Genomic DNA, 14661 nt, shown 5'->3' on the forward strand with positions numbered 1-14661 from the left:
GACCTTGACGTCAACCGTCGACCCAGTCAGCCTTCCGAAAAGAACAGCCTCGAACGATACAGAGATTGATCGCGAGGCTCTGGCTCGTCTTTTGATCGAAATTGCCCGGAACGTTGATCCGGACTACCGTGTGCGTTTCGAGGCAGTTCCAACCGCCGATCCTCGCATGGAAACGCTGCGCCAGTTGCTGGTCGGCCGCGAGATTTCGGAGCTTTCACGCGTTACGCAGCTGCTCGGCGAACCCGAGCAGCTTGCTGCAGCCGTGGGCGATGTTCTTCCCAATGCGGCCGCGCGAGCGTCTCATGCGCAACTCGGCGAGGCGCTTGCGCCGGCTGTCGAACGGGCTGTGCAGCGGTCGATCCAGAGAAGCCCGCGCACGCTGACGGATATATTGTATCCGGTGTTTCTGCCGGCAATTCGCAAGTCGATCGGGGAAAAGATCGACCAGACCTTCCAGTCGCTGAATGAAACTTTAAGGCATATATTTACCTGGCATGGGCTCAAGTGGAGATTTGAAGCTTGGAGAACAGGTGCAAGCTTCTCTCAAGTTGTTCTCAAGCACTCACTTGTTTATCGTATAGAGCATGCCTTTCTCATTCATCGCAATTCTGGGCTTTTGATAGCGCATGTAACGGCCGATAATGCAACGAGCGAAGATCCTCAGCTCATCTCTTCGATGCTGAGTGCAATTCAGGATTTTGTGAAGGACTCATTTAACGAGAAAGAGCAGAGCGGCCTGGACACTATTCGTTTCGGCGACCTTCGTCTCTGGTCGGAAGTTGGACCGTTTGCGACCCTGGTTTCGGTGATCCGGGGAAATCCGCCAGAGGAACTGCACGACATAGTTCGCGATGTATTGCTTCGCATCCATGAGGAATCCTCACAGGCTTTAGAGCAGTTTGACGGCGACGGTTCGCAGTTGGCCTCCGTAGAGGCGCAGCTGCAGACCTGCGTCGAGCTGAAGCAGGATGAATCACACGAGGGATTTCCCTGGCTGGTGGCGGCAGTGGCCTTGCTGCTTTTGAGTCTGGCAGGCGGTTGGTACTTTCTTTCCTGGCAATCAGCGCAGCGCTGGCAAGCTTATGTATCGCGCTGGCAGGGTTACGTATCGCGACTGGAGGCCCAGCCGGGCATCATCGTTGCCGAACAACAGGTACGCGATGGCCAATTCTATATTGCCGGTCTGAGAGACCCGCTTGCCGCCGACCCGCAGTCGCTGTTGTCCGGAACTGAGGTCGATCCCGCCCAGGTTCATTCGCAGTGGCAATTCTATCAGAGCCTTGAGCCGGAGTTCGTGTTGAAGCGGCTGACGGCGTCGCTGGCTCCGCCGGATTCAGTACGACTTTCGATCGTCAATGATCGCATCGTTGCCGAGGGTGAGGCTCCCGATACGTGGATCAACCGGGCGCGCGCAGCGGCCCAGCAGCTTTCGGCAGGCGGGCCGGTCTTCGATATCTCGGGGGTTCGTGACGTAAGCCCCGAAGTACGCGAGGCGGAGCGCTGGCAGGCCTATGTGTCTCGACTGGAAACGCAGCCGGGCATCATCGTTGCAGAGCAAAAGATACGCGATGGCCAATTCTACATTGCCGGCCTGAGAGACCCGCTTGGCGCCGACCCGCAGTCGCTTTTGTCCGGAACGCAGGTCGATCCGACCCGTGTTCATTCGCAGTGGCAATTCTATGAGAGCCTTGAGCCGGAGTTCGTGTTGAAGCGGCTGACGGCGTCGCTGTATCCGCCCGATACAGTGCGACTTTCGATCGTCAACGATCGCATCGTTGCCGAGGGTGAGGCTCCCGACACCTGGATTGATCGGGCGCGCGCAGCGGGCCGACAGCTTTCGGCAGGCGGGCCGGAATTCGACATCTCCAAGGTTCGTGATGTGAGCCCCGACGCACGCGCGGCGGAGCACTGGCAGTACTATGTGTCGCGGCTTGAGGCCCAACCGGGAATCATCGTCGCCCAACAAACGGCGAGGGGCGGACATTTCTACATTTCCGGCCTGAGAGACCCGCTCGCCGCCGACCCGCAGGCTCTGCTGTCTGGAACGGAAGTTGATCCCGCCCGCGTTCATTCACAGTGGCAATTCTATCAGAGCCTTGATCCGAAGTTCGTGGTGAAGCGGCTGACGGCGTCGCTGAGCCCGCCGAAATCGGTTCAGCTTTCGATCGTCCAGGGTCGCATCGTTGCCGCGGGTGAGGCTCCTGCCGGCTGGATCAGCCGGGCGCAGGCCGCCGCCGACCAGCTTTCGGCGGATGGAGTGGTTCTGGATGTCTCGCAGCTGAGTGAGATGAACCTTGCAGAACTTAATTATTTGCGAGAGGCCATCCAGACGACCGATATCTTCTTCTCTTCCGGCAAAGTTGTGCCGGGACCGGAGCAGACGCCGGTCCTCGACCGATTGGCGGATCAAATAAAGGAATTCGCCGAAAAAGCCCGCAGGTCAGGCGTAACAGCGCGGTTCATGTTGACCGGCCATTCGGACACCACGGGCCGTGAGACGGCCAACGCTTCGATCAGCGCCGCCCGCGCCGAGACAGTTCGTGCGCTTCTCAACAAGCGCGGCGTCTCTCCGGAACTGCTGCTGGTTCGGGGCGCGGGCACCTTTGAGCCGCTGGTGCCTGAAAATAGTCAAGCTGGGAGCTCCACCAATCGCCGGGTTTCGATTACCGTAAACCTGGACTAGCGGAGCCCAAAATGTTGCAAAAAAAGATCTGTATGCTCGGCGGGTTCGCTGTCGGAAAGACGAGTCTGGTTCGCAGGTTTGTGCAAAGCATCTTTTCAGAAACCTACTTGACCACGGTGGGAGTGAAAATCGACAAGAAGAGTGTCGAACTCCCGGGCAAAACCGTGGATCTGATTTTGTGGGACTTGGCCGGCGAAGACGATATCGGCTCATTCCGCGTCAGCTATGTCCGAGGTGCAACCGGGCTCGTGCTCGTCGTCGATGGAACCCGCGCCGCAACCCTTGCCGTGGCGCTCACGCTGCGCGAACGGGTCGAGGCCGAATTCGGCGCTATGCCGTTTATATTGCTGATCAACAAATCCGATCTGGCCGATCGGTGGGCAATATCGGATAGTGAGATTGACGAACTGAGGCAGCGTGGATGGCAAATCTATCTGACAAGTGCGCTCACGGGTGAGCATGTTGATGATGCGTTTCATCAACTTGCCTTGATGGTCACAAAATAGACCATGCATGGATTGCCAAAAGAGGTCAGAAGTTGGATTTTCAACTTCTTCTCCAATGGGCACGCTGTCGCATATGTAAAAATCGACGTCCAGCTTTGCGTAGCTGCGAAGGGCGGTAATGTTGAACATCACGGACTCTCATCTCTTCGCATCGGCGAGCCTGTTGCCGAGCAGCTTGAATTCATGGAAGGGCTGCTGCCTTGCCCGGAGCTTCCGTTTCATATTCCCATGGTCGAACTGCCCAGCGGGCGTGTCGCGGACCTTCATTTTTTTGCTGACGATGACTGCGTGTGGCTGGTCTTTCTTGACGCCTCCGCCGAACGCGCCAACAGGCAGCGGCTTCAGCAGAAGGCTTATGAAATGACGCTCCTGCAAGAGAGGGAGCGTGAACTCAACGAGAAACTGCAGGCGGCGAACGAGGCTTTGAGGAAGAGCCAGGAGGGATTGGCGCGTGAATACCAGCGCGCCGAAGCCTTGCTCCTCAACATTCTTCCGGCGTCGATCGCGGAACGGTTGAAAGCACACAAGAAAATTGCTGACAACCACGCAGAGGTGAGTGTGCTCTTTGCCGACATCGTCGGCTTTACGGAACGAGCGCGGACCGTCGGTGCCGTGACGACGCTCGCTATTTTGAATTACTTCTTCAAGGCGGCGGATAGGCTCTCGGAACGACACGGCTGCGAAAAGATCAAGACAATCGGCGATTGTGTGATGGTCGTCGCTGGCCTGCCCACCGCGCGATCCGATCATGCAAAAGCTCTCGCGCAGTATGCCGTTGAGCTGCGCAAGGCGGTTAAGCGCGAACGCTTCGCGGGAGAACCGATAAGGCTCAGGATTGGAATTCACTCGGGCCCAATCGTCGCCGGCGTCATAGGCAAGAGGCGGTTCGCCTATGACCTGTGGGGTGAGACCGTTAATCTCGCCTCACGCATTCAAACGTCCGCGGAGCCCGATGAAATCCGTATTTCGGACGCAACGCATCAACTGCTCGGACCAAAGTTTGCTTGCGACCCACTCGAGGAAACGGAATTGCGTGGTGCAGGTCGTGTGCAAATGTGGCGGCTCCCGGCCTGATCTTGCCGCTTGGCAGTGACGACCCTGGAGCGCATTGCGTCTCAAGCCAGCCAGCCCGACCGCGCCGTCCGCCAGCATCTGCCCCGATAAGTCCAACGCAGCTTGTATGATTCCAGGCTAATATATGCTACCGCTACGTCATGCGCGGACTGCTGGCACTTGGTATGCTGGTATTGGCGGCTACAACTGCAGCCGCAGGTGAGCAATTGTTCGACTTCATCGCCGCCGGCGACAAGGGTGCCGTAGAGCAAGCCCTGGCAGGCGGTGCCGACGTCGACAGCCGGGCGCGCGACCAGGCAACACTCCTCATCGCTGCAGCGCTCGACAACCAGCCGGAAATCGCCGAATTGCTGCTGGGCAAGGGTGCCGACGTCATGGCGCGTAACTCGGGCGGCTTTACCCCGCTTCATGCGGCGGCCTTCTCGGGCAGCCTGCCAATCGCCAAGCTGCTGCTGGAAAAAGGCGCGGTGCTCGACGATGCCGCCAACAAGGCGGGCGCTACGCCGTTGTTGGTGGCCGGCGAGGAAAACCACCTTGAACTGGCCGAATTTCTTATCGCGAAAGGTGCGGATGTGAACCATCCCGAGGGTCATGGCTACATGCCGACAACGCGCGCATTCTGGAAGGGCAACACGGAAATCTTACGACTGTTCAAACGCCATGGTGGTACCTGCCAAGCCAAAATCCTTGGCGAGGCGAACGCGGCGAAGTGCGCAGAAATCCACGATTGAAGGAGGATGCAGATGAGCACGATGATCAAGTCACGACTGGTTCGGAATTTGGGGGCGGCCGCCCTGGTCGCGGTCGCTGCGGTCGCCGGCGCGGGATCGGCCCGGGCCGACGATTCGGTAAACACCGGTTATTTCGGCGGTGTGGCGATCATGGGCTACGACACGGTCGCTTACTTCACCGACGGCAAGGCCGTGAAGGGCTCCGAGGAATTCACTTATGAATGGCTGGGGACACCCTGGCATTTCGCCAGCAAGAAACACCAGGAAATGTTCATGAGCGAACCGGTCAAGTACGCTCCTCAATATGGTGGCTACTGTGCTGGCGAAGTTGTGGGCGGTGGGGTCACGGTCAATGTCGATCCCGAAGCATTCAAGATTATCGATGGCAAGCTCTACCTGATCTACGACGTCGACAACGCGGATGATTTCGCCGCGCATGCGGCTGAAAACATACCGAAAGCCGATGCCAACTGGCCGCAGGTCGCGGCCAATTTGGAGCTCGACAAGTATCACTGAGCCCAGGTTCGCCTACTGGACGACCGTGAAGTGAAACACCTTGCTTGTGTTGGCATAGGAGTAGCCTTTGCCGGCTTCGTCGTTGCGTCTGTAGACGGGACCGCAGTCGGGGCGCCCGAACAGGTTCTCGCTCTGCTCGCACAAGAGGTCGCCATCGACGTAGACGGTTTCGGTGACCAACCGCGTCGTCGTGCGGAAGGCCGCCTTACCGTCGCTCCCGATCTGAAGGAAGGCTGGTTGGAGACCGGGTTCGATCTGGCCTTGCAATGTATGGCCAATGACGAGGGACGCGATCTCAGCGCCCTTCAACTGGTCGTGCTCGTCCGGGGTAAAGCCGTAGCGCCATTGGGGTAGGCCTGCCTGGCGCAGTGCGTTGACGAGGATCGCCAGATCCTGCGGATTCCGGAAATGTGCATGAGTCATCTGCCACCCAGCCAGGGAGTCCACGTAGCTGGACCCTGCTACGAGGTGGAGCCCAGCTGCGATTTCGGCTTTCGCATCCGGCAGACGGCCGCCGCGGACATACGCCGCAGCGAGTGTAAACCGAAAGTTGCCAACCGTGGACGCATCGTCGCGGGTGCGTTCGAGAGTCTCGATCGCTTTATCGATATTCCCCTGAAGAAGAAAAACCAGCCCTGCAGTTTCCCTGTTGATGGGTGAAAGGTTGGGGTCGAGTCTGAGCGCTGTCTCGACCGCCGCGGCTGCCTCGGCATAATTGCCGGCGCATAACTGAATATATCCAAGGGCTGCTTGCGCCTCTGCATCGCCCGGACCGATTGAAACAGCCTTCTTGGCAGAGGCAATCGCATCTTCGTAGCGGCGATTCACGACCTGCATGATACCGAGAATTGCATAGGGCGATGAAAGGTCCGGTTCGAGTTCCAAAGCTCGGCTCGCCTTCTCATAGGCTCGCTTGCGCGCGGGCGCGCTCTGCATGATGTCGTTGACGGCCTCGCGCCAGATATAGACTGTCGTGCGCGCGTCGGCCGCAAAGGCTTCCGCGAAGGCTGGGTCGAGCCCTTCCGCCTTTTCATAGAGCGCAAGCGCCTTCCGCAGCCCGGCCAGCAGGACGTTGCGTGACGCCGTCTCGGCTTGGAGATAGTAGTCGTAGGCCTCGAGATTGTTCGTCGGCGGGCGTGCCATGCGCTCGCTTTCCGCTGCCGAAGGTTGCATGCCAAGCGCCTTGGCGATCTCTCCGCTCATCTCTTCCTGGACGGCAAACACGCCAGCCATGCCGCGGTCGAACCGGTTGGCCCACAGATTGTCGCCGCTTGCCGTATCGATGAGCTGGGCATTGAGGCGAATCTGCTCGCCGGTGCGGCGGACGCTGCCCTCGACAACGTAGCGGACGCCAAGGTCGCGCGCGACATCGGCCAGCGCTGCAGGCTTGTTCTTGTAGGTGAACACCGAGTTGCGCGCGATGACGTCCAGACCGGAAAGCTTGGTGAGGTCGGTGATCAAATCCTCGGTGATGCCGTCCACAAAATAGTCCTGGCTCGGATCACCCCCGAGGTTTGTAAACGGCAGCACGGCAACCGATGGTCGGTCGGCCAGGGAAGATGTCCCCGATTGCCACGCAAACAATCCTGCAAGGAGCACGACGAGCAGGACCGCGATTCCTGCCATCCCGATCGCCCGGGGGGATACCGGCCGGCGAACCGCCACCTTGATCTTCCCTGCGGCTGCAGGATCCAGCAGCAGCCGATAGGCGCGAACCGGATCGGCGATGTTCTTGAGGCGCTGCTCGCCAAGACTGGCAAAGCCGACATCAACCTTGTGCAGCGTATGATCGAACGCCGTGCCCGAGATGCATACACCCCCCGGCTCGGCCATCGACTCCAGTCGCGCGGCGATGTTGACGCCATCGCCATAGATGTCATTTTCCTCGACGATGACGTCGCCGAGATTGACGCCGATGCGAAACCGGATCTGCCGGGCATCGGCGGTGCCATTGTTGCGATCGGCCATCCGGCGTTGGATCATGGCAGCGCACTGGACGGCATCGACGACGCTGGCGAACTCGACCAGCGCGCCGTCGCCCATGAGCTTGATAATGCGCCCGTGGAATTCCTTGATCGCAGGGTCGACCAGTTCGCGACGGCAACTTTTCAACCGCTCGAGCGTGCCGACCTCGTCCTCGCCCATGAGGCGGCTGTAGCCAACCACATCGGCAGCAAGGATTGCGGTGAGCCGTCGCTCCATACCTGCCTGCGCCCTCCCGTCCGATCACGCGGCTTCGTTGCAGCCTATTCCAGTCCCGGGTCGGACGCGAGCGTAAGCAGCCGCTTTCACCGAGACGCGTGCATCTACTGAATCACCACGAAGTGGAACACCTTGCTTGTATTGGCATAGGAGTAGCCTTTGCCGGCTTCGTCATTGCGTCTGTAGACAGGTCCGCAGTCCGGGCGCCCGAACATATTCTCGCTCAGCTCGCACAACAGGTCGCCATCGACACGGACGGTCTCGGTGACCAGCCGCGTCGTGGAGCGGAAGGCCGCCTTGCCGTCGCTCCCGATCTGAAGGAAGGCTGGTTGGAGGCCGGGTTCAAGCTGGCCCTGCAGCGTATGGCCCAGCACCAGCGAGGCGATCTCCTCGCCCTTCAAGCGGTTGTGCTCGTCGCCGGTGAAGCCGAACGGCCATTCGGGCAAGCCGGCCTGCTGCAACGCGTCGATGATGAGAGCCAAATCGCGCGGGTTACGATATTGGGCACCGTTGAGCCGATATGCAGACAATGAATCGGACCCAGCTGTCGACGTGGAACGTAGTCCCTCGGCGACCGCCGCTCTTGCATCGGGCAAACGGCCGGCGCGGGCGTAGGCCGCAGCGAGGTCAATCCTGAAATCTCCAACTGACGGCGCCTCGTCGCGGGCGCGTTCGAGCGCCTCGATCGCCTTGTCGGTGTTGCCTTGAATGAGAAAGACCAGACCGGCAATTTGCCGGTTGATGGGGGAAAGGTTGGGATCGAGCCTGAGCGCTGTCTCGACCGCTGCCGCTGCCTCGGCATGATTACCGGCGAACAGTTGCACGTATCCTAGAGCTATTTGCGTCTCCGCATCGCCCGGACCGATTGAAACAGCCTTCTTGGCCGAAGCGATGGCTTCCTCGTAGCGGCGATCCACGACCTGCATGATGCCAACAATCGCATAAGGCGACGAAAGATCCGTGTCGAGTTGCAGCGCGCGGCTTGCCTTCTCATAGGCTCGCTTGCGCGCCGGCGCGCTCTGAATGATTTCGTTGAACGATTCGCGCCAGATATAGACTGTCGTGCTTGCATCCGCAGCGAAAGCTTCGGCAAAAGCGGGGTCGAGCTCTTCCGCCTTGTCGTAGAGCGCAAGCGCCTCCCGCAGCCCGCCGCGCCGGCCGGTTCGTGCTGTTTGCTCGGCCCGAAGGTAGAAGTCGTAGGCTTCGAGGTTTTCGGTCGGCGGGCGCGCCATGCGCTCGCTTTCCGCTGCCGAAGCCCGGATGCCGAGCGCTTTGGCGATCTCCCCGCTCATCTCGTCCTGGACGGCAAACACGCCGGCCATGCCACGGTCGAACCGGTTGGCCCACAGATTGTCGCCCGTTGCTGTATCGATGAGCTGGGCATTGAGGCGGATCTGCTCGCCGGTACGGCGGACGCTGCCCTCGACAACGAAGCGGACGCCAAGGTCGCGCGCGACGTCCGCCAGCGCTGCAGGCTTGTTCTTGTAGGCGAAGACGGAATTGCGGGCGATGACATCGAGACCGGAAAGCTTGGTGAGGTCGGTGATCAAATCCTCGGTGATGCCGTCAGCGAAATAGTCCTGGCTCGGATCGCCGCCGAGATTTGCAAACGGCAGCACGGCAACCGATGGCCGCGATGGCATCGAGAACTTCTGCCATGCGAAAAAGCCGGCAAGCACGGCGAATGCCAGAGCCGCGACACTCGCCAGGATCATGACGCGCGATCCCGGGCGATGTGGCGCGGCTGTGATCTTTCCCGATGCCGCGGGATCCAGCAGCAGCCGATAGGCGCGAACCGGATCGGCAATGTTCTTGAGGCGCTGCTCGCCAAGACTGGCAAAGCCGACATCAACCTTGTGCAGTGCGTGATCGAACGCCGTGCCCGAGATACATACACCCCCTGGCTCGGCCATAGCCTCGAGGCGCGCGGCGATGTTGACGCCATCGCCGTAGATGTCATTTTCCTCGACAATGACGTCGCCAAGATTGACGCCGATGCGAAACTGGATCTGCCGGGCATCGGCGGTGCCATTGTTGCGATCGGCCATCCGGCGTTGGATCATGGCAGCGCACTGGACGGCATCGACGACGCTGGCGAACTCGACCAGCGCCCCGTCGCCCATGAGTTTGACCATGCGGCCGTGGAATTCCTTGATCGCAGGGTCGACCAGTTCGCGACGGCAACTTTTCAACCGCTCGAGCGTGCCGACCTCGTCCTCGCCCATGAGGCGGCTGTAGCCAACCACATCGGCAGCAAGGATTGCGGTAAGCCTTCGCTCCATGTGCAGGTGTCTTGCCCCTAGGTCAACGCTTCGCTGACGAGCGTATTCTAGTACTACCTTGATTGCGAGCGTGCTCGGCCCCCTTGGGGCAGCGGTCAATGCAACCACCACCCCCTGGCCACTTACTTTACGTTCAGCTCCATCATGTAAGGCTTCGCACTCCCGGGGCCCGTACGCCAATGCTAGACAATTACGAGGTGGACCGGTTTGGCGTAATCCACCAGATCGACGTCACGCCGATCAAATATGACAAGCAATATATGTCCTACTACGAGGACCTGAGCGACCGCACCATCAAGCTCGGCTATCAGCGGCTTGGCTGGGTGCTGGGGATCACTGGTGAGATACCGCGGTCGGTGCTCGAGATCGGCTATGGCACTGGCACGTTTATCGAGGCGGCCAAGATTACCGGGGTTGCCGACTGCGCCGGCTGCGACATCACCAGGTTTCCGCTGCCCAAGGGTGTGCGCTTTGTCGATTGGGATGAGGCGCTCGCCGGCGCGTGGGATCTCGTGGCGATGTTCGACGTGCTCGAGCACATCCCTGACTTAAGTTTTCTCGCTCGCCTTCAGACCCGCCATCTGGCCATTGCCGTGCCCTATTGCCGCTGGCGTGAACTCGGCGCCGATGGCGACGCGTGGTTTGAAACGTGGCGCATGCGTCTGCCCAACGAGCATTTGCACCATTTCGACCGGGACTCGCTGGTAGCGCTGCTGGCGCATCACGGCTTCGAATGCGTGACGCTGAATGGCTTCGAGGACGGCATCAGGCTGCGGCCGGGCGAAGCGGGTCCGAATATTCTGTCCGGCTTTTTCAGAAAAGCCTCATCCGAAGATTCGCAGGCTCCGGAATAAGGGCTTAGCCGACGGCGGCTGAATCGACACTTCAGGCCAGCAGGCCAAGTGTCTGACATCGTTGCACGCGTGTACTCTTGCGCGGCCCTTCGTGCGCTTCGTCAATCCCCTAAACTGATTTGCATGCAAATGTTTCTGACTGGCATCGCTATGTGAACCGCTTCACCGTTGCCGCGCAATCGATCGGTTACAGGGGCCGTGCAAGAGCGGGCCCGAGGCAGCGCTCTGCTGCATGGAGGTTACCGATGTTTGAAAGTCTCACCAGAATTCGCGCCGCCTTGGCGCGCGCCAGCAGGCACAGGAAGACCGTGCGGGCACTGAATGCGTTGCCGACGGAGATCCAGAAGGACATTGGCTGGACGGAGTCGAAGGCGATCGATGAGATACGGCTGCCGTTCTAGGCGCAGCAGCGGTCGCGGCGCCGAAATCGCACGCGCGAGGCGCGGCGACTGCTGAGGCAAGCCGGTCGCCCAACTCCCAAAGTGGAGGCAGGCATCTTGCTCTCCTTGCCTACCCCAGCCACCACCACAGCGCCGCCAACACAAGCACGATCGCCGCGACCGACAGCCCCAGCATGATGTAGCTGCCCTTGATGATGTCGCGGATGATCTTCTTGACGCTTTCGCGGTCGTTGAGGTTGGGGAAGGGCTCGTTGGGCAGCGCGACGCCGAGAAAGGCGCAGAGCGGAGCCCAGCCGTCCGTTACCTTGAACACCAGCAGCTTTTCCGGCGGCACCGCCGCCTTCACCTCCTCGGTATAGGCGTTGTAGCGTGCGATCGCCTTGGCGCGGTCGTCCATCACCCCGGCCAGCGTGCGGCCCCAGACCAGTTTGCTCGACATGTCGCCGAATTTCCGGCCGAACGGCGTCAGCCACTCCAGGATCTTGAACTGCCAGACATTCTTGGTGAAGTAGATCGTGTCGATGGTGCTGTCGTACCAGGCTTCGGCGCCGCGCGGGTGCAGGGTGAGCAGCACCTTGGCGTCGGGATAGGCGGCCATCAATTCGCGCCACACGCAGCAGCCGGGGTTGTCGACCGTCGCCTTGTAGTTGGCAAAGACCCGGTTCCAGTCGTGCTGCGTGCCGGGCGGGCTGTTCGCCACCTTGCGCCAGAAGTCGAGATGGCCCTTGTTGGCCTTGTTGAGGATGACTTCCTGCATGTGGTAGCTGGGAAGGCCCAGCCTGTTCAGCGCGGCAAAGGTCGACCATGTGCCGGTGCGGCCGAATCCGGCCCCGATGAGCTCGAGCGTCATTCTATCCCCTGCTTGAGACCACTTTTCTTTTTATGCCGGTGGGCTCGGAACGAGGTTGCATCCACGCCTTCGGGCGCGCAACAATTTTCCACGTTGAGCGGTAAAAATGTGTTTGCTTTTGCGCCTGGGCCACGCGGAATGGCATTCTGGCTATTCCAGCAGGCGAGGGAGCCTGATAATAGGTCAGCTAGATTGACCTAAATTTGCATGGTCGGAACGATCATGCTTGACCAGATGCCGTATCCCGGGAGGTGGGCTGATGAGTTTGATGGACCTGTTGGCGTCGCGCGCCTCGCGCATGAAGGCGTCGGAAATCCGCGAACTGCTGAAACTGCTCGACCAGCCCGACATCATCTCGTTTGCCGGCGGCATCCCCGATCCGGCTTTGTTTCCCTCGCAAGCCATCGCCGATGCCTATGCCTCGGTGCTCGGCGGCCCGGACGCGGGCACGGCGCTGCAATACCAGGTCTCGGAAGGCTATCTGCCGCTGCGGCGCTGGCTGGCCGGCCAGATGGGCAAGCTCGGCATCGCTTGCGATGAGCACAACATCTTCATCACCTCCGGCTCGCAGCAGGCGCTGGATTATCTCGGCAAGCTGTTCCTGTCGCCCGGCGACACCGCACTGGTGACGTGGCCGACCTATCTCGGCGCGCTGCAGGCCTTCAACGCTTATGAGCCGCGCTATGACCGGCTGACCCCGGATGGCGGCAACATGACGCCGGCCGCCTACCAGCAGGCGGCCGCTGCCGCTGGCGGCAAGGTGAAATTCGCCTATCTGGTGCCCGATTTCGCCAACCCGACCGGCGAGACGCTGAACCGCGCGCAACGCGAGGCGGTGCTCGACCTCGCCAGCGAACTCGACATCGCCGTCATCGAGGACGCCGCCTACCGCGCGCTGCGCTATGACGGCGAGGGCGAGCCGCCGATCCTGGCACTCGACTGCGAACGCTCCGGTGGTATCGACAATGCGCGCACGCTCTATTGCGGCTCGTTCTCGAAGATCCTGTCGCCGGGCATGCGCGTCGGCTGGGTCTGCGCGCCGCGCCGCGTGGTCGAGCGCCTGGTGCTGATGAAGCAAGCCTCGGACCTGCACAGCCCGTCGATCAACCAGTTGGTCATGCACCGCGTCTCCGAGGCCGTGTTCGACCGCCAGGTGGAAAAGCTGATCGACGCCTATCGCGGTCGCCGCGATGCTCTGCTTGCCGCGCTCGAGGCTGAAATGCCCGACGGTGTGAGCTGGAGCCGCCCCGAGGGCGGCATGTTCGTCTGGCTGACGCTGCCCGAGGGCTCGGATGCCACAGCGCTGCTCGCCCGCTCGGTCAAGGAGGCCCGCGTGGCGTTCGTACCAGGCAATGCGTTTCATGCCGATGGAACGGGGCGCAACACGATGCGGATGAGCTTTACCCTGGCCGATGACCGCGCTGTGGGTGAGGGCGTGCCGAGGTTGGCGAAGTTGATGAAGAGCTAATCTCCCCCCTTGTGGGGGAGATGCCCGGCAGGGCAGAGGGGGGCGCTGTCCCGCCGGCGTTGCCAGATTTCTATTGCCTTTGCACCCTGCACCGACAGATCAAGGAAAGATCGTGTTCCTTCGCGCCCCCCTCTGGCCTGCCGGCCATCTCCCCCACGAGGGGGGAGATCAGCAGCTCCTGCGCTTCACTCCGCCGCCACCAGCTTATCCTGCGTCTTGGTCTCAAAATCGCCGGCGTCGTGACGTTCGTGCAACTGCATGGCCGGATCGCCAAAGGCGCGGTTGACCATGCGGCCGCGCTGCACCGTCGGGCGGGCGTCGATCGCCTTGGCCCAGCGCTGCACGTGCTCATAGTCCTGCACCGACAGGAACTCGGCGGAATCATTGTACATGCGGCCGAGCGCCAGGCCGCCATACCAGGGCCACACCGCCATGTCGGCGATCGAATAGCCGGCGCCGCCGAGATATTCGGTCTCCGCCAGCCGGCGGTCGAGCACGTCGAGCTGGCGCTTGGTCTCCATGGCGAAGCGGTCGATGGCGTATTCGAATTTCTCCGGCGCGTAGGCATAGAAATGGCCGAAGCCGCCGCCGAGATAGGGCGCCGACCCCATCTGCCAGAACAGCCAGGACAAGGTCTCCGCGCGCGCCGGCTGTTCGGTCGGCAGGAATTCACCGAATTTTTCCGCGAGATAAAGCAGGATCGAGCCGGACTCGAAGACGCGAACCGGCGTCTTGCCGCTGCGGTCGAGCAGCGCCGGGATCTTGGAATTGGGATTGACGTCGACGAAGCCCGAACCGAACTGGTCGCCATCGTTGATACGGATCAGCCAGGCATCGTATTCGGCGCCCTTGTGACCGAGCGCCAGAAGCTCCTCCAGCATGACGGTCACCTTGACGCCGTTCGGCGTCGCCAGCGAATAAAGCTGCAGCGGATGCTTGCCCACCGGCAGCACCTTTTCATGCGTCGGCCCGGCAATCGGCCGGTTAATGTTGGCGAACGTGCCGCCATTGGCTTTCTTCCAGCTCCATACTTTCGGCGGGGTGTATTCGGTCATGCGAGAAATTCCTTGGATTTAGCGGGCGGAAACGGCTTG

12 protein-coding genes are annotated in these 14661 nt (G+C 60.9%); 8 read left to right on the plus strand and 4 right to left on the minus strand.

The features are described from left to right. Window positions 1-4: 4 nt before the first annotated feature. The 5 genes from ACYHH6_RS18475 to ACYHH6_RS18495 all read left to right on the plus strand — a co-directional run bounded on the left by ACYHH6_RS18475 (window position 5) and on the right by ACYHH6_RS18495 (window position 5510). Window positions 5-2683, plus strand: coding sequence for an OmpA family protein (locus ACYHH6_RS18475; protein WP_352587813.1), 2679 nt, complete (start codon window positions 5-7; stop codon window positions 2681-2683). Window positions 2684-2694: 11 nt separating this feature from the next. Next, window positions 2695-3189, plus strand: coding sequence for a Rab family GTPase (locus ACYHH6_RS18480; protein ID WP_112561831.1), 495 nt, complete (start codon window positions 2695-2697; stop codon window positions 3187-3189). Window positions 3190-3192: 3 nt separating this feature from the next. Then, the gene (locus tag ACYHH6_RS18485) at window positions 3193-4263 is read left to right on the plus strand and encodes an adenylate/guanylate cyclase domain-containing protein (RefSeq protein ID WP_352587816.1); all 1071 of its coding nucleotides are present in this window, start codon (window positions 3193-3195) and stop codon (window positions 4261-4263) included. Between the two features lie 140 nt (window positions 4264-4403). Then, the gene (locus ACYHH6_RS18490; protein WP_352587819.1) at window positions 4404-4994 is read left to right on the plus strand and encodes an ankyrin repeat domain-containing protein; all 591 of its coding nucleotides are present in this window, start codon (window positions 4404-4406) and stop codon (window positions 4992-4994) included. Between the two features lie 12 nt (window positions 4995-5006). After that, a complete protein-coding gene (locus ACYHH6_RS18495; RefSeq protein ID WP_352587821.1) occupies window positions 5007-5510 on the plus strand; it encodes a YHS domain-containing (seleno)protein in 504 nt (167 codons plus the stop codon). A gap of 12 nt (window positions 5511-5522) precedes the next feature. Here the strand turns inward: ACYHH6_RS18495 and ACYHH6_RS18500 are convergent, their stop codons facing one another. Together ACYHH6_RS18500 and ACYHH6_RS18505 are read right to left on the minus strand one after the other, a co-directional pair. Continuing rightward, window positions 5523-7712, minus strand: a complete 2190-nt coding sequence (locus ACYHH6_RS18500) for an adenylate/guanylate cyclase domain-containing protein (protein WP_488500456.1) — start codon at window positions 7710-7712, stop codon at window positions 5523-5525. Between the two features lie 104 nt (window positions 7713-7816). After that, entirely contained in the window at window positions 7817-9994 is a 2178-nt protein-coding gene (locus tag ACYHH6_RS18505) for an adenylate/guanylate cyclase domain-containing protein (protein WP_352587827.1), read from the minus strand. A 197-nt stretch (window positions 9995-10191) separates the two neighbouring features. Between ACYHH6_RS18505 and ACYHH6_RS18510 the strand changes: the two genes are divergently transcribed. Both ACYHH6_RS18510 and ACYHH6_RS18515 read left to right on the plus strand, forming a co-directional pair. Further along, a complete protein-coding gene (locus tag ACYHH6_RS18510; protein ID WP_352587830.1) occupies window positions 10192-10848 on the plus strand; it encodes a class I SAM-dependent methyltransferase in 657 nt (218 codons plus the stop codon). Window positions 10849-11093: 245 nt separating this feature from the next. Next, complete coding sequence (locus tag ACYHH6_RS18515; RefSeq protein WP_142867119.1) at window positions 11094-11249, plus strand: DUF1127 domain-containing protein; 156 nt, start codon at window positions 11094-11096, stop codon at window positions 11247-11249. A 109-nt stretch (window positions 11250-11358) separates the two neighbouring features. Here ACYHH6_RS18515 and ACYHH6_RS18520 read toward each other — a convergent pair whose 3' ends face one another. Continuing rightward, window positions 11359-12099 carry a sulfotransferase family protein gene (locus tag ACYHH6_RS18520; RefSeq protein ID WP_352587833.1) on the minus strand — a complete coding sequence of 247 codons (741 nt, stop codon included), beginning with the start codon at window positions 12097-12099 and terminating at the stop codon, window positions 11359-11361. A 259-nt stretch (window positions 12100-12358) separates the two neighbouring features. On the opposite strand from ACYHH6_RS18520, the gene ACYHH6_RS18525 reads away from it, so the two are divergent. Then, the gene (locus ACYHH6_RS18525) at window positions 12359-13567 is read left to right on the plus strand and encodes an aminotransferase-like domain-containing protein (protein WP_352587836.1); all 1209 of its coding nucleotides are present in this window, start codon (window positions 12359-12361) and stop codon (window positions 13565-13567) included. Between the two features lie 185 nt (window positions 13568-13752). Here the strand turns inward: ACYHH6_RS18525 and yghU are convergent, their stop codons facing one another. Next, window positions 13753-14622 carry a glutathione-dependent disulfide-bond oxidoreductase gene (gene yghU / locus ACYHH6_RS18530; protein WP_352587839.1) on the minus strand — a complete coding sequence of 290 codons (870 nt, stop codon included), beginning with the start codon at window positions 14620-14622 and terminating at the stop codon, window positions 13753-13755. Window positions 14623-14661: the final 39 nt, after the last annotated feature.

This window comes from Mesorhizobium sp. P171375 (assembly GCF_057786075.1).